The following is a 26,412-nucleotide window of genomic DNA, read 5'->3' as shown; positions in this document are numbered from 1 at the left end:
GGGCTCTGTGTTGACTTTGCAGCAGCCGTCAGGAAGGATTAACGACGCCGGAAGGCGCCGCCGCGGGCCAGGGCAAAGAAGATCAATAGCGCAACGATGGAGCCGATAATAGCCGGAACAATGTGGAAGCCACCTACTACAGGGCCCCTTGGACCAAGCAGCTCGGAGCCCAGCCAGGAGCCGATGAACCCGGCGATTATATTGCCGAGTACGCCTCCCGGAACATCACGCCCGATCAGATTGCCGCTTAGCCAGCCGATGAGTCCACCTACGATGATTACCCAGAGCAGATACATTGATTTGTCCCCTTTCTAGTTGGTTTATTCAAGGTATGTTGAGAAGCGGGCAAGGTGAACTATCTGTGAAGGTTTATTTTTGAAAAGTATATAGCTAGCGGTCCGGCAGCAGCCAAGGCTAGTTGTACATCAGGGCGGACCGATTGAATGCGAAAAACCGAATACAATGTGCCGGGGCAGGGTGCGCGGGCGCAATGTGTGTGAATAACTGAATACAATTGATCGTCACGGGGGTTCGAACGGTGACGGAGAGTCTAACGTTCTCTCGCGGTGTTAATATTAGGTAGAAGAGGAGGGATCGGATGAACAAAATTCTCGTAATCGATGATGAAGCGGCTCTGCGGGACCTGATCGAGCTTGTGCTCCGCAGAGAGAATTATGAGGTGCGGACTGCGGAGAACGGAAGTGCGGGGCTTACGGCCCTGGATTCTTTTCAGCCGGATTTGGTGGTACTGGATCTGATGCTGCCCGATTGCTCCGGCTATGACCTGTGCAAGGAGATTACCAAGCGGCAGGCGGTTCCCATCATTATGCTGTCGGCCAAGAATGAGATTATAGATAAGGTCCTGGGACTTGAGCTGGGGGCCGAGGATTACATGACCAAGCCGTTCGATAACCGGGAGCTGCTGGCGCGGATCAAGGTGGTGCTCCGGAGAGCCCAGAACAGCGGTCTGCCCGCAGATGCTGAAGATACCCGGATCACTCATGAGGAGCTGACCTTCGATCTGGAGACCCGGGTAGTGCAGAAGGGCGGCGTTCCGGTTGCCCTGACGGCCAAGGAATTCAGAATTCTGGAGACGCTGCTGAAGCGCCCGGACAAAATCTATACCCGGGATGAGCTGCTGGAGATCGTCTGGGGCTATGACTTCATGGGCGACAGCCGCAGCGTGGATATGACGATTATGCGCTTAAGAAAGAAGCTGGAGGATGATGCCGAGAATCCGAAATATATCAGGACCGTCTACGGCTTCGGTTATCAGCTGGGAGGTGGCTCCGCCTGAAATACGCGACCCGGCTGGTGCTAATGTATTTGCTGTTCTCGGTGTTGTCCTTTGCCGTTATCATTATTTCGGTGAATAAGGCGATTGACTATTTCAGCTTCGTAACGATAGAGAAGCAAATGATGGAGAAGGCAGATCTGGGCGAGATGTCCTTCAGAGAGGTGCTCTCCAGGCACGAACAAGAGGTGGATGCCGGGCAGATGGAGGCGGTGGCGAGAAGCGCGCTGGAGACGTTAAAAGCCTCCGTCAAGGAGGTGCGGATCTACGACAGCAGCCAGAAGCTGCTGGGACTCGCTGTTGACGGGATTGTGATTAATAACAAGACCCCCGTCATTTTCCCCGGGAATATCCAGAACGCTCTTAAGGGTAATTATGCGTACACGGTCTCCGGGGATCACCTGCTGTACTTCGCAGTTCCGATCCAAGACAAATATTATCAGAACAGCTATGTGTACGAGTTCGTGGAGGATGTCTCTTATTTCTATACGATGATGGATCAGATCCGCTATATCCTGTTCGCCGGTGCGGGAGGGTTCATTATCCTGATTACGCTCTCCAGTCTTTTCATCGCCCGTAATACGACGAAGCCGATCAAATACCTGCTTGGCGCGACAGAGAGCTTCTCCAACCAGCAGTTCAGGGAGGTGCGCCTGAACCGGAAGGATGAGCTGGGCATGCTGGCTGCGGGCCTGAACCGGATGGGCATTCAGCTCAGCGACTATATCCAATATCAGAAGCAGTTTGTCTCGAATGTATCCCATGAGCTGAAGACGCCGCTAGCTGCCATCAAGGGGTTCTCACAATATTTGTACGAAGGTGAGGACGAGGATGAGGAGCTGCAGCGGATCTACTTCCATCTGGTGAATGAATCGGACCGCCTGACCCGGCTGGTCAATGAGCTGCTCATGCTGTCGCGCTTCGATAAGGCAGGGCAGGATGGAATCGATGCCGAGAAGACGGACCTGGCACAGCTGGCCGCAGGGGTAACCGCTGGATTGAGGACCAAGGCGGACAGTAAGGGGATAGAGCTTACGATCCGGCAGGGGCCGCCCGTCTTCGTCTATGTCAACCGGGTATTGATGTCCCATGCGATCGCGAATGTACTGGACAATGCCATTAAATACTCCGGTCTCCGTACCCGGGTAAGCATTGAAACTTCGGTCCGGGAGCAGGAAGCTGTCGTGCAGATCAGCGATCAGGGCATCGGAATCAGCGCGGATGAACTTACCCGCGTCCAGGAACGCTTCTACCGGGCACGGAATGCCAGCGCGGCAGGCGGAACGGGGCTGGGGTTATCCATCTGTAAGGAGATCGCCGAGAAGTTCGGCGGGCACCTCAGCATAGAGAGCCAGCTCGGAACCGGAACCACCGTCTCCATCCATCTGCCGCTTAGTTGACGTTACAAGACTGATACAACTCTGTTATTACACTAATAAATGGTTTTCGTATACTAACCTCATACCAAACAAACAACGCGCTCATCGCGTACATTCATGGAGGGATTACTTATGGGAACATTTAAAAAACCGGCAGCGCTGCTGCTGCCCGCAGTATTATTAATGACACTTCTGGCCGGATGCCAGTCCGATTCGGCCGCTCCGGCGGCCACCCCTTCGGGAGAACCTACAGCTGAAGCGGTGTCCACAGCTGCACCGGAAGCTTCGGCTACCCCTGCTGCTGAGCCTGCGGCGACTGAAGCTGCTCCGGTCGAGCCAACCCCAGCGGCTTCAGCGGGCAGCTCCGAGGCGATCAAGGAGGGAACCATTGAGAAGGAAGGAAATGTGATTCTGAAGGAGCTGGCTTTTGTCCATAAAGATCACACTATCGCCCTCTCCGACATTGTGGATGATACCAAGCTGGAGAGTATGCTGGGCAAGGCAACGGCGAAGAAATCGCACACGTATTCCTTGGATGACGGTAAGAATATGGATACCCTGATCGGCAGAACAGAGAACACGTATACCTTCCCGGGCCTGGAGATTAAGACGATTGATTCGGGTGACGGCAAGCAGTTCTACATCTTCAGCATTAAGATTACCGATCCGAAGTACACTACGGTCCGTAATATCAAGGTTGGAGACAGCCTGGACACACTCAAAAAAGCCTATCCCGAAGGCAAACTGACCGGAGACGGGGCACCTGAGGAAGAGGATGACTACCGGTTCGCCCCAAGCAACTATGTGGATTATATTCTGTTCCATGTCAAGGGCGCTAAGATTGAAAGCATCAGCATCTCTACTCTGCTGGACTAAGAAGCCTGTACCCCAGTTCAGCCGGATTGAAAAAGAACAGCCCTGCCGCTTCATGGCCTCTAATGGTCATGAAGCGGTCAGGGCTGTTCGTCTGTGTATCTTATTTCCGGGCGGACTACCCTATTCCGCTGGAGCTGGCGCAAGCACCCGCACCGTCTCCCCCTCTATCAGCTCAGGCAGATAGTAGGTGCTGTTCTTCAAATCTTTTTTACCCTGGAGCTTCTTAATGACCCATTCGGCCGCATCCCGGCCCATCTGCTCCTGCGGGTGGGTTAAGGTCGTCAGCTTGATGCCTGCGTTCTTGGCGATATAGGAATTGTCCTGGCCAATGATTGACAGCTCCTCCGGGATCGAGATCTCCAGCTGCTTGCAGACGTTAACCACCTCGAGTCCCACCTCGTCGTTATAGCACACAAGGGCTGTCAGCACCTCCCGGTTATCCTTCAGGAATTGCTTGAGGTTCGCCGACAGGTCACACTTGGATTCCGTATCGAAGGAGAGCACCTGCTCCGGGTGGAAGCGCAGTTTGGCTTCGCCGAGCGCCTTGATATAGCCTTTCATGCGGTATTTGCCTTGGAGATCGTCCATTTTGGCGATAATCCCGATCTGGGTATGGCCCTTCGAGATCAGCTCCCGGGTCGCCAGATAGCTGGACTGTACATCATCCAGACAGAAGAACGGCACCTCCAGCTCCTCATAATAAGCGTTAATCATGATGAACGGGACATCCTGCTCCTTGAACGACAGGTAATAGGCGATGTTCGGGTTGTACAGATTGCTCTTCGTAGGCTCGATAATCAGCCCGTCTACCCCGAAGGACAGCATCATTTCCAGCGCCTTTTTCTCCTGGGCCACATCATTATTGGTGCTGGCGAGCAGCAGGGAATAGTTGTCCTCGTTGAGCCTGCCTTCAATCCCCCGGATAATGGAGGGGAAAATATAATCGGAGAGGTATGTGGTGATTACGCCGATGGTCCGTTTGCCCGCGCCATTCCCGGATTTGGACCGGAACTGGTGGCTGACATAGGTGCCTGAGCCCTTCTCGCTCCGCAGGAACCCCTCGTTGGACAGTTCCAGAATGGCCTTCCGCACGGTCTGGCGGCTGACGCCGTACATCTCCTGCAGCGCCGACTCCGTAGGAATTTGTTCGCCTACACTGTAGGTGCCGGACAGGATATTGCTTTTGAGTTCATCGAATATGATCTGGTACTTGGTTCGCACACGGGTCACTTCTTTCATAGTTGTTCTTATTTGAAATGGATAAATTATTGTAGTTGTACGTACATATTATAGCTTGAATATAAGCTTAATATCCTCCGGTGTCTACTATATATAATGATTTGCATAAAAAACGGGTGATTTCTCGGTAAATTTGTAGGTATATCTTATATATATTATTGACAAATGTACGAACAAAAAATATACTAAACCTGTTCATAAAGGAAGCGCATTCTTTAGATTCGTAAGTAACACAGTTTGGTTCAGAGAGGAGTAACGTGGGCATGGATCAGAACATCAAGCAAGCGATACTTAAGGGAGAGACATCACTGGGTATCGAATTTGGGTCCACACGTATCAAGGCCGTCCTGATTGATCAGCAGTTCGAGACGGTTGCATCCGGAAGCTACGAGTGGGAGAACCTGCTGGAAAGCGGATATTGGACGTATCCTTTGACGGATATTATTAAGGGCCTGCAAGCGGCTTACCGCGAGATGAAGCAGGAGGTTGCACAGAAATACGGGATTACGGTTACTACTGTCGGTTCGATCGGATTCTCAGCAATGATGCATGGATATATGGCCTTTGACAGCACGGGCGAGCTGCTGGTTCCGTTCCGGACCTGGCGCAATGCTACAACCGGTGCGGCGGCCAAGGAATTAACAGAGCTGTTCCAGTTCAATATTCCGGAGCGCTGGACCATTGCCCACCTGTATCAGGCGATTCTGAACGGGGAAGAGCATGTTCCGCAGGCAACGTTCGTAACGACGCTGGGCGGATACATCCATTGGCTGCTGACCGGCAGCAAGGCGATCGGGATTGGCGATGCCTCCGGGGTCTTCCCTATAGATGAAGCTTCGCAGAATTACCATCCGGCCATGGTCAGCCAGTTCGATGAGCTGATTGCCGCTAAGAATTACCCTTGGAAGCTGAGTGATCTTCTGCCCAAGGTCTACGCTGCAGGCGAGCAGGCGGGCGTGTTAACAGAGGCTGGAGCGAGACTGCTGGATGAGTCCGGGGACCTGCTGGCAGGCATTCCGCTCTGTCCTCCGGAAGGCGATGCCGGAACAGGAATGGTCGCTACGAACAGTGTCCGCAAACGGACCGGTAATATCTCTGTAGGCACCTCCGTATTCGCTATGATCGTGCTGGAGAAGGATCTTACGGCGGTATATCCTGAGATTGACATGGTGACCACCCCGGATGGTAGTCCGGTGGGAATGGTACATGCCAACAATTGCTCCAGCGATATCAACGCCTGGGTCGGCTTGTTCCGGGAATTCTCGGAGGCGATGGGCTTCAAGGTTGATCCGGCGCAGCTGTTCAGCGTTCTGTTCAATAAAGCACTGGAGGCAGACGCCGATGGCGGCGGCTTGCTGAGCTACGGCTATTTCTCGGGTGAGAATATTACCGGGCTGGACAAGGGACGGCCGCTGTTCGTCCGTTCGCCGGAGAGCCGCTTCACGCTGGGTAACTTTATGCGGACGCATTTGTTCTCCGCTTTTGGCGCACTGAAGATCGGGATGGATATTCTGACTTTGAAGGAGCAGGTGTCCATCGACAGCATTCTGGCGCATGGCGGCTTGTTCAAGACGCCTGTAGTCGGACAGAGAATTGTAGCTGCTGCGATGAATGTGCCGGTCTCTGTGATGGCAACAGCCGGAGAAGGCGGCGCATGGGGCATGGCGATACTGGCTTCTTATATGAAGAATAGAGGGCAGCAGGAGCGTCTGGATGATTTCCTCGACCAGAAGGTTTTCAAGGATATCGAAGGCGAGACTATTCATCCGGTTGCGGCAGATGTGAAGGGCTTTGAATTGTTCATGGAACGCTACACGGCGGGTCTGGCGATTGAGCAGGCCGCTGTAGATCATCTCGTAGAGAACGGGGGGAATTAACATATGCTGGAGCAACTGAAGGAAGAGGTATGCGAGGCTAATCTGGAGCTGCCTAAGCACGGGCTGGTCAAATACACCTGGGGCAATGTGAGCGCGGTGGACCGGGCGAGCAGCCTGTTCGTCATCAAGCCGAGCGGAGTCAGCTACGATAAGATGAAGCCGAGCGATATGGTCGTTGTGGACTTCGATGGCAATGTGGTGGAAGGAGAGATGCGACCTTCCTCGGATACAGCCACTCATGCTGTACTCTACAAGCATTATGCTGAGATCGGCGGCATCGTGCATACGCATTCCACATGGGCAACCATCTGGGCTCAGGCTGGACTGGATGTTCCGGTTATGGGGACGACACATGCAGATACCTTCTATGGTTCTGTACCATGCACACGGTTCCTGACCCAGGAAGAGATTGACCGCGGGTATGAAGCAGAGACCGGGCATGTGATCATTGAGACGTTTGAACAGCGGGGGCTGGATGTCATGGCGATTCCCGGCGTTCTGCTGAAGGGCCATGCGCCGTTCACGTGGGGCAAGGATGCCCACGCCGCTGTCATGAACAGTGTGGTGCTGGAGGAAGTGTCCAAGATGAATCTCTTCGCCCGCCAGCTGAATACGTTCGCCGAGGAGCTGCCGCAGCGGATTCTGGACAAGCACTACCTGCGCAAGCACGGCAAGGACGCGTATTACGGACAGAAATAACTGACTTTTACCAAACTAATAGAGAAGAGGATGAATATTATGTCAACAGTAAGCGACAAGCAATTCTGGTTCGTAGTAGGATCGCAGCACCTGTATGGAGATGAAGCGCTGGGTGAAGTGAAGGCTCATGCTCAGGAAATGACCGATGCGCTCAACAATAGCGGGGTGCTTCCTTATCCGCTGGTATTGCAGGATCTGGCCGTTAGCGCAGACAAAATCACTTCCATCATGAAAGAAGTGAACTACCGTGACGAGGTTGCCGGTGTAATCACCTGGATGCACACCTTCTCCCCGGCTAAAATGTGGATTCGCGGCACGAAGCTGCTGCAGAAGCCGCTGCTGCACCTGGCTACCCAGTATAATGAGAGCATTCCTTGGGCGACAATTGACATGGACTTCATGAACCTGAACCAGGCTGCCCATGGCGACCGTGAGTATGGTTTCATCAATGCCCGTCTGAAGAAGCAGAATAAGGTCGTTGTAGGATACTGGGAACGTGCTGAAGTCCAGAAGCAGATTGCAGAATGGATGGACGTTGCCGTAGCTTATAACGAAGGCTTCAACATCAAGGTTGCCCGCTTCGGCGACAACATGCGCAACGTTGGCGTGACCGAAGGCGACAAGGTAGAAGCCCAGATCCAGTTCGGCTGGACCGTGGACTACTTCGGCATCGGCGATCTGGTAGCTTATGTGAACGAAGTGAAGCAGGAAGAGATCGATGCCCTGTTCGCAGAATATACGAAGCTGTATGCCGTTGATTATGGCACGTACAGCAAGGAAGATTGGGAAGCCAGCGTGAAGGTGCAGGCGAGCTATGAGATTGCCCTTAAGCGCTTCTTGGATGCAGGCGGCTACAATGCCTTCACCTCCAACTTCGAGGATCTGCACGGCATGAAGCAGCTTCCGGGTCTGGCTGTTCAGCGCCTGATGGCACAAGGCTACGGGTTCGCCGGTGAAGGGGACTGGAAGACTGCGGCCCTGGACCGCCTGATGAAGGTCATGAGCCACAACCTGAACACCGGGTTCATGGAGGATTACACTTACGAAATGGCTGCCGGACAGGAAGCGATTCTCCAGTCCCACATGCTGGAGGTTGATCCGAGCCTGGCCAGCAACCAGCCGAAGATCATCGTGTCCCCGCTGGGCATCGGCGACCGCGAAGACCCGGCCCGTCTCGTCTTCGACGGCAAGGCAGGCGAAGGTGTCGTGGTATCGATGGCTGACTTCGGCACTCATTACAAGCTGCTGATCAACGAAGTTACCGCCTTCGAGCCAACCGTTCCAGCTCCGAATCTTCCGGTAGCACGCGTACTGTGGCAGGTGAAGCCTAACTTCCAGGACGGAGTCAGAGCATGGATCGAGAACGGTGGCGGACACCATACCGTCGTATCGCTGAACCTCACTACTGATCAGATCGTTACCTACGCCAAGCTGGTGGGACTGGAATACGTGATTATTAAGTAATAAGAGTTAATTGTTAAAGTAAAGCATGTTAAAAAGAGCGAAGGGGCGTATAGCCCTCTCGCTCTTTTTGTTTGGCAGGTATGGTGGGCGCGGCGGCGGTATGCAAAAGACATCTGCCTGCACCGCCGGGAAGCTTGTGCCAGGGTAGGCGGCCCAATGTAATCGAAAAACCGATCACAATGTGCAGGCTGGTATTATCCCCTTCAAGTAGACACTCGTAAAAACCCTCATGTGTTAACATGAGGAAGTGAGTGACCATGGAGGGGATTTTGGTATGGCCAAAAAGGGACAAGTATTTCAATCGTACACAGAGGAATTCAAGAAAGAGGCTATTCAAGCCTATTGTACAGGAGGGGAGAGCTATAAGGTCGTCTCCGACAGGTTGGGGATTGTGAACTGTACCCAGCTTAAAGTATGGGTAAAGAAATATCGGAATGGGGAGCCACTCCATACACCAAAAGGGGTAACAAGCCCCTTAAAAGGACGTCCACGATCTACATTTGCCAGTATAGAAGAAGAACGAGATTACTTAAAGGCACAGGTGGACTACTTAAAAAAGCGGTATCCAAATCTATAAAGGGAGGGAAGCTTGGACTACACGACAAATACGCCATCCTTGAAGAACTACGTGACCAACATGGCGTCACCCGCCTATTAGCCATTGCAGAGGTATCGCGGGCGAATTACTACAAGTGGCGAGGTACACAGGCTCGACGAATGGAGGCCCATGAGCAAGAGCACGCTATGAAAGAGCATATGGTGGCGATTCACCTGGCTCATCCCTATTTCGGGTACCCTCGAATGCAGGCAGCCCTGCGGGAGGCAGGCTACCTCGTCAACCACAAGAAGGTATGGCGGCTCATGAAAGAGCTATCGATCCAGTCCGTCATTCGCAAGAAAAGGCGTCGTGCGGGCTCTGCTCCTTCCGTGGTCTACCCGAACCGGTTAAAGCGTAAGTTTCATGCGACAGCCCCACAGCAGAAGCTAGTCACGGACATTACGTATATCTCAGACGGCACCCGCTTTTATTATCTGTCTGCGATTCAGGACCTCTTCAACAATGAGATTGTAGCTTGGCAGATCTCGGAGCGAAACGACGTAAACCTCGTCCTGGATACGGTGGAACAGTGGACACGGAAAAGAGACGTGTCTGAGGCCGTGCTCCATTCGGACCAAGGCTTTCAGTACACGTCTCAGGCGTACAACACACGATTAGAGGCATTCAGCGTCAAGGGCAGCCACTCTCGCAAAGCAACCTGCCTGGATAACGCCTGCATCGAATCCTTCTTTTCGCATCTGAAGACAGAAAAGTTGTACCTTCACCAGTGTAAGTCAGAAGCAGAGATTCATCAAGCGGTGGAGGAGTATATCTACTTTTACAATTACCAACGTTTTCAGGCAAAACTGAAACAGCGCGCGCCGATTGAGTATCGGCACGCGCTGGCTGCTTAGCTTTTTTTATCTGTCTACTTGACAGGGGTATGACCAGGCGCGGGGCAATCGGCTCGAATGTAATCGGAAAACCGATCACAATGTGCAGGCGCGGGGCAATCGGCTCGAATGTAATCGGAAAACCGATCACAATGTGCAGGCGCGAGGCAATCGGCTCGAATGTAATCGGAAAACCGATCACAATGTGCAGGCGCAGCGATCAGTCTGCTGAATGTGCTAGCGCAGCGGTTCCTATGCCTAGTGCTCCTGGTGTCACTAACGTCCCCGCGCCCCCGCTCACTTCCTATTCCGCGCACGGTATTGCTGCGGAGTGGTGCCGACGACCCGCTTGAACAGGTTGGAGAAGCTGCCGAGGCTGGTGTATCCGACCTGCTCGGCGATATCGGTAATCTTCAGCTCGGTCTCCTCCAGCAGTTGCTTGGCCTTCTGCAGCCGCTCCTGTATGATCACATCTGAGATCGACAGCCCGGTCTCCTTCTTGAACAGCCGCGACAAGTAGGCCGGGTTCAAGTACACATACGCGGCCAGCTCATCCCGGGTGATCTCCTCGCTCAGACGCGAGCGGATATACTGCCGGATCTTGGTGACTGTGGCCGAGGATACGTTATTGCTGGTCTGCAATAAGCGCATTACGGCTCGCAGGCATTCCAGCGCCCAATGCTGGAGCGAAGCGGAATGCTTCGGATAATTCTCCTTATCCATCAAGGGCTTCAGCTCGGCTGAGGCGTGTGCGGATAAGCCTTTTTTGGCGAGAACGGTGTGTACAATGAACAGGATGCCGTGAATAAGCTGACGGTGCAGTTCACTTGTCCAGCGGCCAGGCTCAATGCCCGAGAACCACAGGGTCACACGGCGCTCCAGCTCCTCCAGCTCGCCAAGCTCCAGGAGGGTCGCCCACTCTCCGAAGATGTGCATAGGCGCTGCCTGAGGCCCCGGCGCAAGCGGCAGATCTCGGCCATACGCCTGATCCTCCGGTCCGAACACCTGACGCGAACGGTTCAGGTTGCGTTGTTCCCGTTCAGTGACATCCGTATATGCGCTCATGATACCGGACAGAGGGACGCCCGCGCTGATGTAGATCGACAGGGAGCAATGCAGCAGCCGCCCGCAGGTATCCAGGAAGGTGCGGCCATTCTGCTCCAGCGTATGCCGGACGGCCTTCATATCGCCACGCACGTAGATGACCGCCAGATTATGGCCGACCTGATCCTGCAGCACGGTGCCTTCCAGCCCGCTTAGCAGCAGCTCATCGGCCATATTGCGCAGCGCATATTCCATAATCGTCTCATCCCGTGCACTAAGGTTCTCCTTCCACTGCTCCAGCCCCAGCAGAGCTAGGAAGTAGCGGTCCCCGGGCTGCAGATCCAGATTGTAGGTGTTCGCCGGAAGGGTGAGCGATTCCAGCACGGGCGCCGCCCGCTGGCTGAGAATATCCTGCCAGAACCGTTCCACCAGTAGCGGCAGCTGATGCTCCCACTGTCTCCGGTATTCCTGGATCAGGGTCTCGAACTGCTGCTGCTCCTTCTGCTTGCTGATCTCAGCGAGCGCCTCACGGGAGATCTTCATCAATTCCTCATAGTCTACCGGCTTGAGCAGATAATGGAAGGCACCGTGATAAATCGCGCGCTGGGCATACTCGAAATCGGCATGGCAGGTCAGCATAATCGTCAGCGTACCGGGAGCAGATTGCTTCACCCAGGCCAGCAGCTCAAGGCCGTTTCTGCCCGGCATTTCGATATCGCAGATCAGCAGATCTACGGGCTTCTGCTCAAGAATAGCAATTGCCTGATCCACATTCTCTGCCAGACAGACATCCGACACGCTAAGCGCGCTCCAATCCACCCCCTGCTGGAGGCCGAGCAAGGCGAAGTATTGGTCGTCAACGATTAGAACTCTGTACATTGAACGTCACAGCTCCTTTTGAACGGGTAGTCTGATTTCCACAACCGCGCCTCCGTCTGGAGCATTGTGGAAGGTAAGCCGTGCCCGGTTGTTATAGAACATCAGCATGCGTCTGTATACGTTCCATATTCCCAGATGGCGGTCTGTCGGCTTGCGCTCATACACGCCATGATTGAGCATGTCGAGCTGAGCTGCGGAGAAGCCCGGCCCGGAATCGCGGATCTGAATGGTAATGCAGGAATTTCCGCTCTCCCCTGCATCTTCACTGACGGTTATGCCAACGTTGAAGGGCTTCGAATTGTTGATGAATCCATGCTTGATCGCATTCTCGACGAAGGGCTGGATCAGCAGCGGCGGAATCAGTGTAGACTCAAGCTCCTGCGGAAGCTGCACCTCATAAGACAGCTTGTTGGGATACATGACCATCTGAATCTCGATATAATTCTGAATATGACCCAGCTCGCCGCGCAGCGGAATCCAGGCGTCATTGGTATTCATAATGAAGCGGAAGTGGGAGACCAGATGTCCGATCATCTTTTTGATCAGCGCATATTGCTTCAGCTCTACCAGATGAAAGACGATATTCAAGGAATTCATGAAAAAATGAGGATTGATCTGCGCCTGAAGATGCTTCAGCTCGGCCTGCTGCACCTTCATCTGCTCCTCATACACATCAATCTTGAGATTACCGATCTGCTCCGCCATCTGGTTGAATTGCATCGTAATGATCTGGAACTCTCTGCTGTTGCCATCCTTCAGCCGGTATTCCAGCTGCCCCTTCCCCAGGATGCGCATCCCGCTGGTCAATTGCTGGATAGGCTTGAACACCAGCCTGCTGAGCAGAGCCAGCAGAATAACCATTACGAGGATAATGACGAAAGGAATGACCTTGATGATCCGCTGGAAGATCGGCAGCTCGTCCAGAATCGATTTCTCGTCAAGCAGGAAGAAGACATTCAGATTGGAATACTGCGAAGGCTTGTCAATCAGCAAATACGAATTGCCGTTACTCAGGCGAATCGAGGCATCCACCGGACGGTCAGGACGGCCCAGCTGGTTGCGGATGAGCGCAAGATCTTCACTGGCGAACTGGCCCCAGAGCAATTTACCGTCATTGTCGATCATGCCCACCTGCCCGCTGCCTCCGGTAGACTCCAACTGGGTCAGCGGCTGGGCCAGAGAATCGATACTGACCAGTACCCCCATGAGAAGCCGGCCGCTCTTGTCCGGCAGCACCTTGAATAACACCGGCTCTCCGCCGAGAGTCACAGTCTCCCACTTCAGGGAGGCCTGGAGATTAGGGGCCTTGAGGTGTGAAGACAGCCCGGAGGCAATGACCTCCTTCTCCTGGTAATACTCTCTCTGGCTGCTGAGGAATAATTCATCCCGGTCCTGATGGTAGACGAAGACACTGCGGATAATGGTGTAGTAGCTGACATCGCTGTACCACTGGTCCATCAGCTTACGGATGGACAGATAATAATTGACGCTGTCGGGCCCGCTGTCCGAATAGAGCTCCAGCAGCATGTTCTCATTGGCGGTACGCAGCAGATAATGGCTGGTCTGCTCCAGCAGCTCATCGAGAGTACCTAAGTGCAGGGTCAACGTGTCCGAAGCAGACTTCGCAACCTTCTCCCGGACAATGTTGGTGGAATAGAGATTGGTGTAGGAGAGAAAGAGGAACAGCGGCGTGACCAGCAGCAGGACAAGGGCACTCACTTTGAATCGCAATGATAGTTTCACAGTCATCCCCCTTATCCTTAGGTACATTTACACGCTGAGCGGCAGGAAAGGGGAAGGACGGCTGCCGTCCTTCCCCTTAGCTTAAAATATAAGAATTTGTATGTTCCACACGACAACTTATCCTTATATTTCTCGCTGACACGATACCGTCCTTAAAAGGACGGCATAGTCGTTTCCACTTGTTTGTTTAGGATTGTTTGGCCTTCCAGGCATCATATTGCTTCTGAACCTCGGCTCGGATATCCTCAATACCGTTTGCCTTCAGCTTATTATTGTATTCCGTCAGCACCTTGTCTACTCCCAGGCTGCCCGTTTCCAGCAGCGGGCGGAATTCCTTGATAATATTGCTGACCACAGAGACCTGTGTTTTGACAGCGTCGGTATTGAAGTTGAAGCCGAAGGACTTCACCTTATGGGCACTCTCGTTATAAGCCTTGAACTTCTCCCATTTATCGGCACTTTCGCCTTCCCACAGATAGGTTATGGTCTGGTTGCCGAACATCCATTCAATTCCCGGTGCCCAGCCGGTATCGGCACGGGTAGCAATGCCGTCAGGCAGCTTGATGAAGTTGTCCTTGCCTTCTACCTTGACATACTGCCGGCCCTCTACGCCGAAGTCAATCAGATTGACCAGAACGGGGTCGGTATGCAGCAGGTTCAGCAGCATCATCGTCCGCTCGGGATCAATCGAGGTGCGTCCGATGGCCATCATGGAGTTGCTGACGCTGGCTGTGCTGATCTCGGGTTCATTCCCCTTCAGCTTCACCAGCTCAATGCCGGTGGCGATGGAATCTTCCTTGTCGGAGTCCGGCTTGTCAGAACCGAATTTCATCCAAGTCTTGCCGGCCTTGAAAGCGTCTTCAGTACTGGTCTTAGTCGTTGCCGCATCCTTATTAATGTAGCCCTTGCTGAACCAGTCGCCATAGAGCTTCATCCGGTAGATCGCGGTGTCGGACTCCATCGAGCTGATCACCATCTTATCGGTCTTGGTATCCAGGACGATTCCGGCAGGAGCGCCTGCCACCAGCTCATAACGGAAGTTCTCCTTCATGCTCTCTTTGGTCTTGTCGAAGTAGCCCAGGGTATCCGATCCGCTGCCGGATAGCCAGATAGGCGCGATGGCCGGTTCCTTCTCCTTGATCGTCTGCAGCCATGGCTCCAGGTCCTCCAGCGTCTCAATTGAGTTCACATCGAAGCCGTATTTATCTACCAGATCCTTGCGGAACATAATGGTATGGCTCTCGCCGATTTCCTTATTGGTAGGAATCGCATAGATTTTGCCGTCAACCGTTCCGCCGTCAAGGAAGCGGGGATCAAGGGTGTCCTTGATGCCTTGTCCATATTTGGCTAACAGATCATCCAGCGGGAGAAATGCGCCTTTGGCTACGTTATTGGCGAAATCCGCCCAGTTCGGAGCAAAGGTCAAATCGACCTGTTCACCGGATTGATAGGCTAGTGCCATCTTCTCGGCCCAGGAGGACCAAGGGAGTCCCTGGAAGTCAATCTCGGCGTTGATTTTTTCTTTGAGATACTTGTTGATCTCGTCCACAACCGCCTTGGTATCATTTTGCGGGAAATTCCCGACCGTGTAAACTTTCAGCTTCCGGAACGTTGAGGTGTCAGGATTAGTGCTGCCTTCCGTGCCTGCTGTTGTAGCTGCTGCTGTCGATTCTGCCTTGGAAGGTGCGGATGCACCTGAATTGCCCCCGCCGCATCCGGTAATGCCCAGTATCACGGCGGTTAGGGCAGCAAGCACCGCGCCCGAGCTTCTGGTTGTTCTCATTTGTATGAACCTCCTCAATGATAATTAGATCATATATTCTAACCGGCATTTACGCCAGAGCTAGACCAATTAACCTTTGATCGCACCAATCGTGAGGCCTTTGGTGAAGTACTTCTGGAAGAACGGATAGATGAACAGAATCGGACCAATCGACAGCACAACCATGGCCATCCGCAGACTTTCGGTCGGAACGGATTCCTGTACCATCAGGGCGACACCGGTGCCGGCAAGCTGGGTTTTGAAGAATTCGGCTTGGCGGATCATCTGAATCATGACGTACTGCAGCGAGAACTTATTGGTGTCATTAATGAATAGCATGGAGTTGAACCAGTCATTCCAGTACATCAGCGTAGTGAACAGTCCGATGGTCGCCAGCACAGGCAGGGAGATCGGCAGCACCAGCTGGAAGAAGATCCGCCACTCCGAGGCCCCGTCGAGCTTGCCGGATTCAATCATCTCCTCCGGAATCGTCTGCTGGAAGAAGGTGCGGGTGATGAAGATATAGAAGGCATTGGACAGGCCGGGCAGAATCAGCGCAACCAGCGAGTCCTTCAGATCGAGATAGTTCACATATAGCAGATAGAAGGGGACAAGCCCTCCCGAGAACAGCATGGTGATCAGCAGGTAGAAGTTGAATGTCTTTTTAAAAGGAAAATCCTTCCGGTAGAGCGGATACGCATACAGCGCAATCAGCAGCACGGCCAGAACAGTTCCGATAAGGGTAACGGTCAGGCTGACACCATAAGCCTTAACCAGTGTCTCCGAATGCTTGAACAAATATTGGTACGCGGACGCGTCGATATGATCGGGCCAGAACTTGTAACCCTGCAGCGTCAAGGCCTTCTCGTTGGTTAAGGAGATAGCGACAATGAGCAGGATCGGCAGGATACACGCCAGGCTGAAGGCGATGAAGAATACATTCAGAATAATCTGGGCGGTAGTAGAGCCTTTGGTATAAGGGTTGCTTCGGGATGCAGTAGTCATTAGAATCCTCCGTTTCTAGAAAAGCGCCGTATCGCGGTTCAGCTTACGGGCCAGAGCGTTCGCGCCGATGACCAGGAAGAAGCCGACGACAGATTGATAGAAGTTCGCCGCAGAGGACATCCCCAGGTCATTGAGCTGGATCAGGCCCCGGTAGACATAGGTGTCGATGACGTCCGTAGTCGAGCGCAGCGCACCGGAGTCCAGGGTCACATGGTAGAACAGCCCGAAGTCAGAGCGGAAGATACCGCCCATGTTAAGAATCGTGAGAATCACCATGATCGGCGTAAGCAGCGGCAGGGTAATCTTGGTAATCTGCTGCCATTTGCTGGCCCCGTCCATCACCGCAGCTTCGTACAACTCTTCGCTGATGCCGGTGATGGCTGCAAGGTAGATGACACTGCCGATCCCGATGGAGTGCCACATTTTGGTGATCCACAGAATGTAAGGCCATGCGTTAGGATGCATATAAGCGTTCACCGAGGAGTAGCCGAACATCGGCAGAATATGCTTGACCAGGAAGCCGTACTCCGGGTGCAGGAAGGCATAGACGATGAAGCTGACCACGACCATGGACAGGAAGTTCGGCATAATCATCACGGTCTGGAAGAACTTCGAGGCCAGCTTGTTACGCACCTCATTGATCGCAATCGCCAGCGAGACGGAGAGAATAAGGCCTGAGATAATGAAGACCACATTGTAACCCACGGTGTTGATGGTCACCCGCAGGGCGTCAGAGGTGGCGAAGAGGAACCGGAAGTTATCCAGCCCGGCCCAGGGACTGCCCATAATGCCATCAATGTAGTTGATGTTCTTGAAGGCAATGAATAATCCGAACATCGGAATATAGCAGTTGATGAAAAAGATAATCGACGTGGGCAGCAGCATCAACAGCAGCACCCGGTATCGCACGATATTGTGCAGCAGACGGCCGAAACGGCCCTGGGGCGGTGGCGCTAGCTTGGTGTTCATAGCTTGTGGTGCAGGATTTGCCATAAGTTCTAACCTCACTCTACTTGTTCTGGATGAATTTATTATAGTAGAGCGGATGAACGGAATTCTTTCTTGTAAATGACTCTGTTTATTCAAAAATGACTTTTATGCAGAGACGTTATTTCTGTACTTATGTCACAAACTAGCAGCCGGGAAGCGTTATTCTTGTATATTCTTCAAAAGCAAAGGAGAAAAGCTATGTACACGATCAGCTTAAATACGATGAAGAAAGCAATTATAGCAACAGCAGTAACCGCTGTACTCGGAGGGACAGTTGTCGGCGGGGGATACTCTTTACCCGTAGCGGCGGCAGCCGATGTTAACAAGGATAATAAGGCGGGCAGCGTGTTCGCGGCCAGCGATAACGCCACTCTGAAGGCGATTGTTCAGAAAAAGCTTGCTGCCGCCCCGAATCAGGCCGTGACCCAGGAGGGGGTAACCCTGACACTAACCGATCTGACCTATGACAGTAATCAATTTATCGCAGGCATCCGGCAGGACGGAGGGACGGTGGACAAGAACGGTTCTTTCCTAGACCAGACCAGGAATGTGGACGTGTTAATCAATGGGAAAAAGCTGTTGTACGATACTTCCATCAGTACAAATCCGGAGGATACGGACACAGCCTTGATCTATCTGAATAAGGGCGCGATGAAGCAGCAAATCCCGGATAAATTCGACCTTACGCTGAAGACTTACGCCAACGGGGTGAAGGAGCCGTTTGTTTTTAAAGTTCAAGTGAACAAGCTGGGGACCCTCTTAAGCTTGAAGCCGGGCGTCTCCAAGAAGAACAGCACATTCAGCTACACAGTGACATCCTTCCAGATGACCCCGTTAACAATGTCTCTGCAGGTGAGCTTCAAGGGCGCAGTTCCGGCGGCGGCCAAGTCCAAGGTGAGCCCGGAGAGAATGTTATATGACCTTGTGGATGAGAAAGGGAATGTGAGCTCGCCGTGGGGCAAGCCGTTTGAGAAGGTTAAGACAAGCGGTACTGAGGAGCAGAACTACGGTGCTTTTCCGGCCGTCCCGAAGACCATTAGTGTTAAGCCGTTTACGTATGCCAAGGATGCCAGCGGGAAAATGTTCAAGGACAAACAGGGCCAATGGGCTAAAACCTATTATAAAGATCTGGAAACCAAAATTACGGTTAAATAACAAGCGATGTAACTAATGTTATTGACAGAAGTCTGGGCTATGAATAGAATTGACAAATATTTAGATGAAGTCCGCTTCAAATAATTAAATATTCGCAAGCTATGAAGGCTATGGATCACACTATAGCTGGAGCAGCTTCTGGAGAGACTGCGGGAGACCGCAGCGCCGAAGGGTTCACAATCTCAGGCAAAAGGACAGAAGAGTACCGGATTTCTATTTCCCTGGCTGATTCCCTTCAGCGTGGGCAGATAGCTTATTTGGAACCTCTTATGAACCGGGAGATTGGATGATATCCAGTCTCCTTTTTGCGTATTTTCAGCATTGTATACATTAAGGGGGAAACAGGTATGGCACAGACAGAATTAAAAAGAGAGCTTGCAAACCGGCACGTCCAGCTTATCGCCATCGGAGGTACGATTGGCACAGGTTTATTCCTGGGATCGGGCAAGGCAATTCAGCAGGCCGGGCCCTCCATCATGCTTACGTATCTGATCGTGGGAATCGCCGTGTTTTTTGTGATGCGTGCGCTGGGGGAACTGCTGCTCTCGAAGGCGGGGTATCAATCTTTTACAGACATTGCTGAGGATTACTTGGGGCCGCGCGCGGCATTCATTACAGGCTGGACCTACTGGTTCTGCTGGATTATGACGGCGATGGCCGATGTGATTGCAGTGGGCGTCTATGTGCAGTACTGGTTCGATATTCCGCAGTGGGTACCGGCCGTGATCTGCCTGATCATTCTGCTCGGACTCAATCTGCTAACGGTCAAAAGCTTCGGGGAACTCGAATTCTGGTTTGCTCTGATCAAGGTAGTTACGATTCTGGCTCTGATCGGCCTGGGGATTGTCCTGCTGGTGACCCAGTTCAAGACGGATGCAGGCTCAGTGTCGGTCCGCAATCTCTGGGAGCACGGGGGCGTATTCCCGAACGGGGTGAAGGGCTTCCTGTTCTCCTTCCAGATGGTGGTATTCGCTTATGTCGGCGTGGAGCTGGTGGGGGTATCGGCAGCGGAGACGGCGAATCCTGAGAAAAACATCCCGTCCGCGATCAACAAAATTCCGCTGCGGATTCTGTTCTTCTATGTAGGCGCGCTCTTCGTGCTGCTGTGCATTAATCCCTGGACCCAGCTTAGCGCGTCTGAAAGTCCGTTCGTGCGCACCTTCAGTCTGGTCGGGATTCCGATTGCTGCGGGAATTATCAATTTCGTGGTCTTAACCTCGGCGGCCTCCGCCTGCAACAGCGGGATGTTCTCGACCAGCCGGATTCTCTACAATCTGAGCAGAAGGAATCAGGCCTCCCCTCAGCTCGGCAAGCTGAACCGGAATCATGTGCCTGCGAATTCCCTGTTTATTTCTACTATAGTAATCTCTGCCGGAGCGCTGCTCAGCAAGCTTATTCCGGGTCAGGCCTTCGGCATCGTGACTACAATCAGCGCCATTTGCTTCATCTGGGTCTGGGGCGTTGTGCTGGTCTGCCATATCAAGTATAAAAGGAACCGCCCGGATTTACATGCCGCTTCCAAATTCAAAGCGCCGTTCACCCCGGTGATTAACTATGCTGTCCTGACGCTGTTCGCCGCCATTCTAGTGATCATGCTCTTTGCCGACGAGACCCGTCCGGCGCTGCTGTTTACTCCGCTCTGGTTCATTCTGCTGTTCGTTCTGTACTCCATCAGAAGCCGTAAGGAGAAAAACGAACAGGAAATCAGTATAATCAATACATAAACTGATTTCAGGATGAAGAGGGTGCAGCCGCCGCATGAACAAGACAGACCGCATGTTAGCCATCGTACTGGAGCTGCAGCGCAAAGGGGTCGTACGGGCAGAGGATCTGGCGTCTGTCTTCGAGACTAGTGTAAGAACCATCTACCGCGATATCCAGGCGCTTAGTGAAGCCGGAGTGCCGGTGGTAGGAGCTACAGGTCAGGGATATTCACTGGTAAAGGGGTATTTCCTGCCCCCGGTCAGCTTCACAGCGGAGGAGGCTGTGACTCTGCTGATCGGGACAGATTTCGTGGAGCAGCGGTTCGATACGGAGTATGGTAACCGGGCATCCGCAGCAGGCAGGAAGATTGAAGCGATTCTGCCGGGTGATGTCAAGGAGAATGCTGCCCGGCTCCGCCAGAGCATCCTGCTGCTGAGTACCAGTAAAGATAAGCTGCAAGGACAGGAGAAGGAGTACATGGAGCAGATCCGCCGCGCGATTCTGGATCAGCGGAAGATCAGCTTCGGGTATACGAAGGGCAGACAGGAAGCTGACGGAAGTCACCGGAGTATCCGAACCGCCTCGCCGTATGGACTTGTCCTGAACAGAGGCGCCTGGACCCTGGTCGCCTGGTGCTGGCTGCGGCAGGAAATCCGTCATTTCCGGTTATCCAGAATGAGCGGGCTTACCGTTCTGGATGACCGGTTCGAAGTGCCTGCGGATTTCGATCTGCACGAGTATCAGCCGGAGGATGACCGCCATGTACGCGTGTGTATTTTGGTGCATCCCGAGATAGCTGACAAGGCGGCTGAATCGAATAACTTTTATCTGGAGGCCGTGGAGGACCGGGCAGACGGCAGGCATATGACCTTCCGCGTACGCCAGCCCGGGGACCTGCTGCAATGGGTGCTTGGCTGGGGAGCGGGGGCAGTTGTCCTGGAGCCGGAAGCCTTGCGGAAGCTTGTGCGGGAGGAAACGGTGAGAATGCTGGAACGCTACTGACATAACGTTGTCAGGAGCGGTTGTGTATATTCAGGTCAGACCTTAAGAATAAAGGAGTTGCCTGAATACTATGAATATGAATACGAAGATTACGGAAGCCTTACAGCAATTTGAAAAGACTGCGAATCACTATCTTATGGAATTAGATACCTTCAGTATGGAGCAGCTGCTGCGGCAGCCTGCCGAAGGAGAGTGGTCTCTCGGGCAGATGGTTCAGCACTTAATACAATCGGCGCTGTACATGCAGCTCCGTAATATCGATCAGTGTCTGGCCGGAAACGGGGAAGCGGCGGGGAAGGAAGCAGAGATGACTCCGGATGGTAAAGCGGTTTTTGCCGGGGGCAGCTTCCCGCCTGTACGCGTTCATGTTCCGCCGTCACCGCAGTATACGCCGGTGCAGCCGGAGAGCAAGGAGCAGCTGATCCAAGGCCTGAACACAGTAATTGAGCGGATGCGCGAGACCCTTCCGAAGCTTGCGCAGGCACCTGAGCACAGCACCGCCCCTCATCCCCGGTTCGGCCCCTTGTCTGCGGCAGAATGGTATCTGCTGATTGAGATGCACTACCGCCATCACTTGCTGCAGCTGAACCGGTTGAAGGATTTCATAGGATCAAGTGTAGCGCAATAGAAGAACGCCAATAAGCCGAAGCCTTCAGCAGTAGAGTGAGGGCTCCGGCTATTTTGCTACACTGATCACGTCGAGGGTTCACGTGCCCAATGTGATCGAAAAACCAGCCACAATGGTCAATTTTTAATTATTCATTTTTGAATAAAGGAGGTTTGTCGCAACATGTCGAACTTAACTCTTGATTTCGCTGTACCCTGAAGCTAACTGAATAAAAGGAGATCCGCACCTATGAAAAACATCGTACGCTCCCTTGAAGATATAATAAATCTCGCGCCCGTTCTGAAAGCTGCTTTTCCATACGATATCTCGATTGCCGTCTGTGATACCGAGAAGTTTCTCGCCTATTACCCCGGGGATTCCATTGATCTGGGGATTCGCGCCGGGCAGATTATTCACGCGGACGAACCTCTGTATCACGCACTGAAAAATGATGAATACTCAAGGGCCAATGTTCCCAAAGAGTATTATGGATACGAATTTGTGGGTACGGTCCTTCCGGTACATGGAGAGGATGAACGTGTCTGCGGGGCGGTCTGCATTCAGGTGCGCAGACAGACCGAGCTGCGGGAAATTGCTGACCGGCTTCTCTCAGAAGCTGCTGGTCCAGTCAGAGACCACTGCTGCAAGTGTCCACAAAAGCGATGAAGTGCTGGCCGTTCTGAGGAAGGTTGCCGACCAGACGCATCTGCTTGGAATTAATGCGGCCATTGAGGCCGCCCATGCCGGAGAGAAGGGCCGGGGCTTCGACATTGTCGCCAGAGAAATCCGCAAGTTCTCACAGGAGACCGAGCAATCCGCGCAGCGGATACGGGACACCCTGCGGGAGATCCAGACAGCGATGAAGGGAATCGGCCAATCCATCGGTCAGATTGCCTCAGTGGGGCAAGAGCAGGCAGCTTCAACGCAAGAGATGTCCAGCTTCATTGAGGAGATCCGGGCGATGTCGGAGCAGTTGAACCAGTTCGCGCAGAAGCTGTGAGGCAAGTGTGGAAGCTCCCTGCATAGTCCCGCGAATCTTACAGATGTGCGATCAGTGTGGCTGCCAGCGCCAGGAAGGCCGGGAGGCCTTGCATCAGCAGGATGGATCTCTTAGAGGTGAGTCCGCCGTAGATGGCCGCAACCGCCACACAGATCAGGAAGAACAATTGCAGCTGGTAACCGAAGTCTGCGCTCGGATGCAGCAGGCCCCAGACTAGACCGGCTGCCAGGAAGCCGTTATACAAGCCCTGGTTGGCAGCTAGCGACTTCGTCTCCCGGGAGAAGGCAGGGGTCAATCCGAACGCCTTCTGTGCCCTCGGGGTGGTCCACAGGAACATCTCCAGTACTAGTATGTACACATGCTCTAGTGCTACTAAGGCAACAAGAATTAAACTTACAGTCATCATAACGAGTCCCTCTTTTCAAGTAATGTGAATCAAATCAATTCTTTATTTAAATTGTGCAAAATATAATTTTACGAACTTAAATATACCGGACTTTTTGATATTTGTCAATTTACTACAAATCGTAAAATTGTAATGTAGAGGGGGCAAGAAGAATGATACATATAAGAACGCTAACCCCGTCTGATGCCGAAGCCTACCGGGCGCTTCGTTTGCAGTCGCTGCAGCAGCACCCGGAAGCTTTCCTTAGCTCCTATGAATCGGAAGTGAAATTGTCCACTGAGACGACCCGGATCAAGCTGGACCCCTCGGACGGGCATTTCACTCTAGGTGCTTTCTTGAACGGGGAGCAGAGGCTGGCGGGAATGGCCACCTTGTTCCGGGAGAGCAGGCTCAAGATTCAACACAAAGCACATGTCTATGCAGTATATGTAGATCCGGATGCCCGTAAACATGGCACGGGCCGTGCGCTGATGCTGGAGCTGATTGCACGGGCGAAGGCCGCGCCGGGACTGGAGTTGCTTACACTGACGGTAACGTCCAATAACGTTCCGGCCACAAGACTCTACGAATCTCTGGGATTCGTCCGCTATGGCACAGAGCCGAAGGCGATGAAGCTTGGCAGCGAGTATCTGGATGAGGATCTGATGGTGCTGATGCTGTAAAATACAGCAAAAGCCCCTCCGCCTTTTCGGCAGAAGGGGCAGAGATGAAGGGGCGGTTGCTTACTTCGCAGACTTTCCGCTCAGGATGGCCTTCACCTGGCTGACCATTGCCGCTGCGTCAGCACTGGTGACACCGTCCTGCGGACGGAAGCTTCCGTCTTGATCCAGCTTCACGATCTTGAGGGCAAGCGCGGTCTGAATAGCTCCCGAGTTCAGGATATTGATCTTGTCATTATCCTTGATCTCCACCGGGATCAGCTTGATCATCGGCAGTTGGCCGCTGGTCTGGAGTGTGTTAATGAGCAGATAGGTGAACGATTCGCGGGTCACGCTCATATTCGGGTCAATCTTGATCTGCAGGTTCGCTTCCCCGGCAGCATCCTTGATGTACTGGACGGCTTCGGTTGCGGTAATCGTCCCGCTCACTGCACCGGGTGCCGGATGTGCCTTCAGATAAGAGAGTGCATTGCTGATGGCTACTGCCGCTTCTGCACGGGTGATCTCCTGCTTCGGGTTAAGCTTGCCGCTGCCATCCAGCTTCAGTACACCGTAATTCAGCGCACGCTGCAGGGCACCGGAGTATTCAACCTTCACCTGATCCTGATCGGCATACTCCATTACTACTGGCTTAATCATCGGCAGACGGTTCGTGTTCTCCATCGCATCAATGAGCTGGTAGGTAAACTCTTCGCGGGTCAGCTTCTCACCAGGCTTCAGATCCGCAGGCAGGTCCAAGCCGTGCACACCGGCAATAATCAGCGCCTGTGCATACCAGGCGGAGTCACTCGCGTTCTTGAAATAGTCGGTGGCATGCGGCTCCTTCACGAACCGGATCGTATCCAGATTGAGATCAAGCGCACCCACGATCATCTGCACCCCCTGGGCTGCTGTGATGCTGAGGTTCGGGCCGAACAGATCCGCGCTGATGCCTTTAATCAGGCCGCTGTTCTGAAGCGCGATAATCTTGTCTTTATCCTGCACGTTATGGATATCCTTGAAGGCCGCGGCCGAGGCGAATTGTTGTCCTGTGAAGCTGAGCGCCAGAGCGGCTGCTGCGGATAGTGTGATCATCTTGAATGTCTTCTTCATGTCCAGTCACCTCGTAGTGTAGTTTGTGGTTTATTTGTGATCATAGACGGCGGCATAGTCAAAAAGGTTCCAGCAAAAATAAAATAATCAAAATCATAAAAAAAGCACTGGCCGCATCGGGCTAGTGCCGTTTTCTCATACAAATCTCCTGCCATCTCATAAGCCATCCATACTGCACATCACAGAATTCTTTCGTTACAGACTGTAGCCCCTGGCAGCGGACAATTCGGGATATAATCTGATAATGCCTTACCGCAATGAAGTCAAAAATCGCGTAGATCTCAATGTCACTCAGGGTTCGCACCTTAGAATACCCGGTATAGAAGCGTTCAAATAAACGCTGGGTAGCATCATACATGGAGTCGTGATATTGATTAAAATGAGTAGCGTCTGACATGTATGCCACGTCCATGCCTGGATAGTCTCCGGAGGCATCATCAAAATCCATAAAGACATACTGCCCATGGCGGTTCCTAATTATGTTGCCTGTATGAAGGTCGCCGTGACAAAAGCCTCTTGGGAGCTTTGACATACGGCCCCACAGTTCATTTCCATATTGTTCAAGATCGGACATGGAGTTTGAATCACAGTCCAGTTCGCTCATAATAGAGAGATAATCATCAATATATTCATCTTTTGTACGCATAATCAATTGTTCTACAGGGTAGTTCTGCATTAGCTTATGAAGCTCGGCTGTCTGGTAACCGATAAGCTCCGCTTCGGCAAATCCATCAGGATTGTCACCCTCTACATAGTCGTAGAGCACAGCGGTAAGCCAGCCCTCCTGAGCTTCAAGAAGAATGTGATTCTTAAGTCTGGCAGTCCTCAGGACCGTCACAGCCGGAAAGGAATGAGCCTGCAAATAGTCAAGAATTCGTATAGACTGCATGGCATCGGCTGTTTTGAAGCTGCGGTATATTTTGAGCACATAACGCTTACCCCCGCCCTCTGTCAAATAAACCGAGCCAATCATCTCCCGGTGAAGCTTGATCTGCTTCATACGTAACGAGTAGGATTGGTTAATCTCACGGATAAGATGATCATGGTTCATCTGGCAGCGTCCCCTTTAATAATGGCTCCAACTGCTATCCATTATCCTATGGGA

General features: G+C 52.8%; 25 protein-coding genes and 1 riboswitch. Of the genes, 15 read left to right on the top strand and 10 right to left on the bottom strand.

Annotated elements, in window-relative coordinates; translation table 11 throughout:
* Positions 1 to 38: 38 nt before the first annotated feature.
* Complete coding sequence (locus MKZ07_RS22300) at positions 39 to 296, bottom strand: GlsB/YeaQ/YmgE family stress response membrane protein (protein WP_036691667.1); 258 nt, start codon at positions 294 to 296, stop codon at positions 39 to 41.
* Between the two features lie 302 nt (positions 297 to 598).
* Between MKZ07_RS22300 and MKZ07_RS22295 the strand changes: the two genes are divergently transcribed.
* From MKZ07_RS22295 to MKZ07_RS22285, 3 genes are all read left to right on the top strand, one after another.
* Entirely contained in the window at positions 599 to 1,297 is a 699-nt protein-coding gene (locus MKZ07_RS22295; RefSeq protein WP_036691670.1) for a response regulator transcription factor, read from the top strand.
* 23 nt (positions 1,298 to 1,320) lie between these two features.
* Positions 1,321 to 2,694: a sensor histidine kinase gene (locus MKZ07_RS22290; RefSeq protein WP_235218349.1), complete on the top strand. Its 1,374-nt coding sequence runs from the start codon at positions 1,321 to 1,323 to the stop codon at positions 2,692 to 2,694.
* A gap of 111 nt (positions 2,695 to 2,805) precedes the next feature.
* Positions 2,806 to 3,549, top strand: a complete 744-nt coding sequence (locus MKZ07_RS22285; protein WP_036691673.1) for a hypothetical protein — start codon at positions 2,806 to 2,808, stop codon at positions 3,547 to 3,549.
* Positions 3,550 to 3,669: 120 nt separating this feature from the next.
* Here the strand turns inward: MKZ07_RS22285 and MKZ07_RS22280 are convergent, their stop codons facing one another.
* The gene (locus tag MKZ07_RS22280) at positions 3,670 to 4,770 is read right to left on the bottom strand and encodes a GntR family transcriptional regulator (protein WP_076156559.1); all 1,101 of its coding nucleotides are present in this window, start codon (positions 4,768 to 4,770) and stop codon (positions 3,670 to 3,672) included.
* Between the two features lie 281 nt (positions 4,771 to 5,051).
* Here MKZ07_RS22280 and MKZ07_RS22275 point away from each other — a divergent pair, with 281 nt between their 5' ends.
* From MKZ07_RS22275 to MKZ07_RS22260, 5 genes are all read left to right on the top strand, one after another.
* A complete protein-coding gene (locus MKZ07_RS22275) occupies positions 5,052 to 6,665 on the top strand; it encodes a xylulokinase (protein WP_036691676.1) in 1,614 nt (537 codons plus the stop codon).
* Positions 6,666 to 6,668: 3 nt separating this feature from the next.
* Complete coding sequence (locus MKZ07_RS22270; protein WP_036691678.1) at positions 6,669 to 7,364, top strand: L-ribulose-5-phosphate 4-epimerase; 696 nt, start codon at positions 6,669 to 6,671, stop codon at positions 7,362 to 7,364.
* Positions 7,365 to 7,403: 39 nt separating this feature from the next.
* Complete coding sequence (araA, locus tag MKZ07_RS22265; RefSeq protein WP_036691681.1) at positions 7,404 to 8,828, top strand: L-arabinose isomerase; 1,425 nt, start codon at positions 7,404 to 7,406, stop codon at positions 8,826 to 8,828.
* Between the two features lie 274 nt (positions 8,829 to 9,102).
* Positions 9,103 to 9,405 carry a transposase gene (locus MKZ07_RS33640; RefSeq protein WP_076157211.1) on the top strand — a complete coding sequence of 101 codons (303 nt, stop codon included), beginning with the start codon at positions 9,103 to 9,105 and terminating at the stop codon, positions 9,403 to 9,405.
* Positions 9,321 to 10,280, top strand: coding sequence for an IS3 family transposase (locus MKZ07_RS22260; protein ID WP_445670302.1), 960 nt, complete (start codon positions 9,321 to 9,323; stop codon positions 10,278 to 10,280). The genes MKZ07_RS33640 and MKZ07_RS22260 overlap by 85 nt, the downstream gene beginning before the upstream one ends.
* Before the next feature lie 276 nt (positions 10,281 to 10,556).
* Here the strand turns inward: MKZ07_RS22260 and MKZ07_RS22255 are convergent, their stop codons facing one another.
* From MKZ07_RS22255 to MKZ07_RS22235, 5 genes are all read right to left on the bottom strand, one after another.
* Complete coding sequence (locus MKZ07_RS22255; protein ID WP_036691682.1) at positions 10,557 to 12,182, bottom strand: helix-turn-helix domain-containing protein; 1,626 nt, start codon at positions 12,180 to 12,182, stop codon at positions 10,557 to 10,559.
* A 6-nt stretch (positions 12,183 to 12,188) separates the two neighbouring features.
* Entirely contained in the window at positions 12,189 to 13,925 is a 1,737-nt protein-coding gene (locus MKZ07_RS22250) for a sensor histidine kinase (RefSeq protein ID WP_162174440.1), read from the bottom strand.
* Positions 13,926 to 14,112: 187 nt separating this feature from the next.
* Entirely contained in the window at positions 14,113 to 15,708 is a 1,596-nt protein-coding gene (locus MKZ07_RS22245; RefSeq protein ID WP_036691684.1) for an ABC transporter substrate-binding protein, read from the bottom strand.
* A gap of 69 nt (positions 15,709 to 15,777) precedes the next feature.
* Positions 15,778 to 16,692, bottom strand: a complete 915-nt coding sequence (locus MKZ07_RS22240; RefSeq protein ID WP_036691686.1) for a carbohydrate ABC transporter permease — start codon at positions 16,690 to 16,692, stop codon at positions 15,778 to 15,780.
* A 15-nt stretch (positions 16,693 to 16,707) separates the two neighbouring features.
* Positions 16,708 to 17,685, bottom strand: a complete 978-nt coding sequence (locus MKZ07_RS22235; RefSeq protein ID WP_235218350.1) for an ABC transporter permease — start codon at positions 17,683 to 17,685, stop codon at positions 16,708 to 16,710.
* 195 nt (positions 17,686 to 17,880) lie between these two features.
* On the opposite strand from MKZ07_RS22235, the gene MKZ07_RS22230 reads away from it, so the two are divergent.
* The 6 genes from MKZ07_RS22230 to MKZ07_RS22205 all read left to right on the top strand — a co-directional run bounded on the left by MKZ07_RS22230 (position 17,881) and on the right by MKZ07_RS22205 (position 23,150).
* A complete protein-coding gene (locus tag MKZ07_RS22230; RefSeq protein ID WP_036691688.1) occupies positions 17,881 to 18,837 on the top strand; it encodes a DUF5643 domain-containing protein in 957 nt (318 codons plus the stop codon).
* A 128-nt stretch (positions 18,838 to 18,965) separates the two neighbouring features.
* A riboswitch (glycine riboswitch) is annotated at positions 18,966 to 19,045 on the top strand.
* Positions 19,046 to 19,184: 139 nt separating this feature from the next.
* Positions 19,185 to 20,561, top strand: coding sequence for an amino acid permease (locus tag MKZ07_RS22225; RefSeq protein WP_036691689.1), 1,377 nt, complete (start codon positions 19,185 to 19,187; stop codon positions 20,559 to 20,561).
* A 34-nt stretch (positions 20,562 to 20,595) separates the two neighbouring features.
* A complete protein-coding gene (locus tag MKZ07_RS22220) occupies positions 20,596 to 21,543 on the top strand; it encodes a helix-turn-helix transcriptional regulator (protein ID WP_076156412.1) in 948 nt (315 codons plus the stop codon).
* A 76-nt stretch (positions 21,544 to 21,619) separates the two neighbouring features.
* The gene (locus MKZ07_RS22215) at positions 21,620 to 22,171 is read left to right on the top strand and encodes a DinB family protein (RefSeq protein WP_076156561.1); all 552 of its coding nucleotides are present in this window, start codon (positions 21,620 to 21,622) and stop codon (positions 22,169 to 22,171) included.
* 228 nt (positions 22,172 to 22,399) lie between these two features.
* On the top strand, positions 22,400 to 22,816 hold the full coding sequence (locus MKZ07_RS22210; RefSeq protein ID WP_051493228.1) for a hypothetical protein: 417 nt from the start codon (positions 22,400 to 22,402) through the stop codon (positions 22,814 to 22,816).
* 1 nt (position 22,817) lies between these two features.
* Complete coding sequence (locus MKZ07_RS22205; RefSeq protein ID WP_051493229.1) at positions 22,818 to 23,150, top strand: methyl-accepting chemotaxis protein; 333 nt, start codon at positions 22,818 to 22,820, stop codon at positions 23,148 to 23,150.
* Between the two features lie 37 nt (positions 23,151 to 23,187).
* On the opposite strand, the gene MKZ07_RS22200 is transcribed toward MKZ07_RS22205, so the two are convergent.
* Positions 23,188 to 23,556, bottom strand: a complete 369-nt coding sequence (locus MKZ07_RS22200; RefSeq protein WP_036691693.1) for a DUF1304 domain-containing protein — start codon at positions 23,554 to 23,556, stop codon at positions 23,188 to 23,190.
* 152 nt (positions 23,557 to 23,708) lie between these two features.
* Between MKZ07_RS22200 and MKZ07_RS22195 the strand changes: the two genes are divergently transcribed.
* On the top strand, positions 23,709 to 24,218 hold the full coding sequence (locus MKZ07_RS22195) for a GNAT family N-acetyltransferase (protein WP_235218351.1): 510 nt from the start codon (positions 23,709 to 23,711) through the stop codon (positions 24,216 to 24,218).
* 60 nt (positions 24,219 to 24,278) lie between these two features.
* Here MKZ07_RS22195 and MKZ07_RS22190 read toward each other — a convergent pair whose 3' ends face one another.
* Together MKZ07_RS22190 and MKZ07_RS22185 are read right to left on the bottom strand one after the other, a co-directional pair.
* A complete protein-coding gene (locus MKZ07_RS22190) occupies positions 24,279 to 25,307 on the bottom strand; it encodes an S-layer homology domain-containing protein (RefSeq protein WP_341027552.1) in 1,029 nt (342 codons plus the stop codon).
* A gap of 121 nt (positions 25,308 to 25,428) precedes the next feature.
* Positions 25,429 to 26,358, bottom strand: a complete 930-nt coding sequence (locus tag MKZ07_RS22185; RefSeq protein WP_341027550.1) for a phosphotransferase enzyme family protein — start codon at positions 26,356 to 26,358, stop codon at positions 25,429 to 25,431.
* Between the last annotated feature and the right edge of the window lie 54 nt (positions 26,359 to 26,412).

Origin of the sequence: Paenibacillus sp. FSL P4-0338 (assembly GCF_038002365.1) — a bacterium.
GTDB lineage: Bacteria > Bacillota > Bacilli > Paenibacillales > Paenibacillaceae > Paenibacillus_AQ.
Note: the sequence above shows the minus strand (reverse complement) of the source record. Positions and strands in the feature narration are given on the sequence as shown.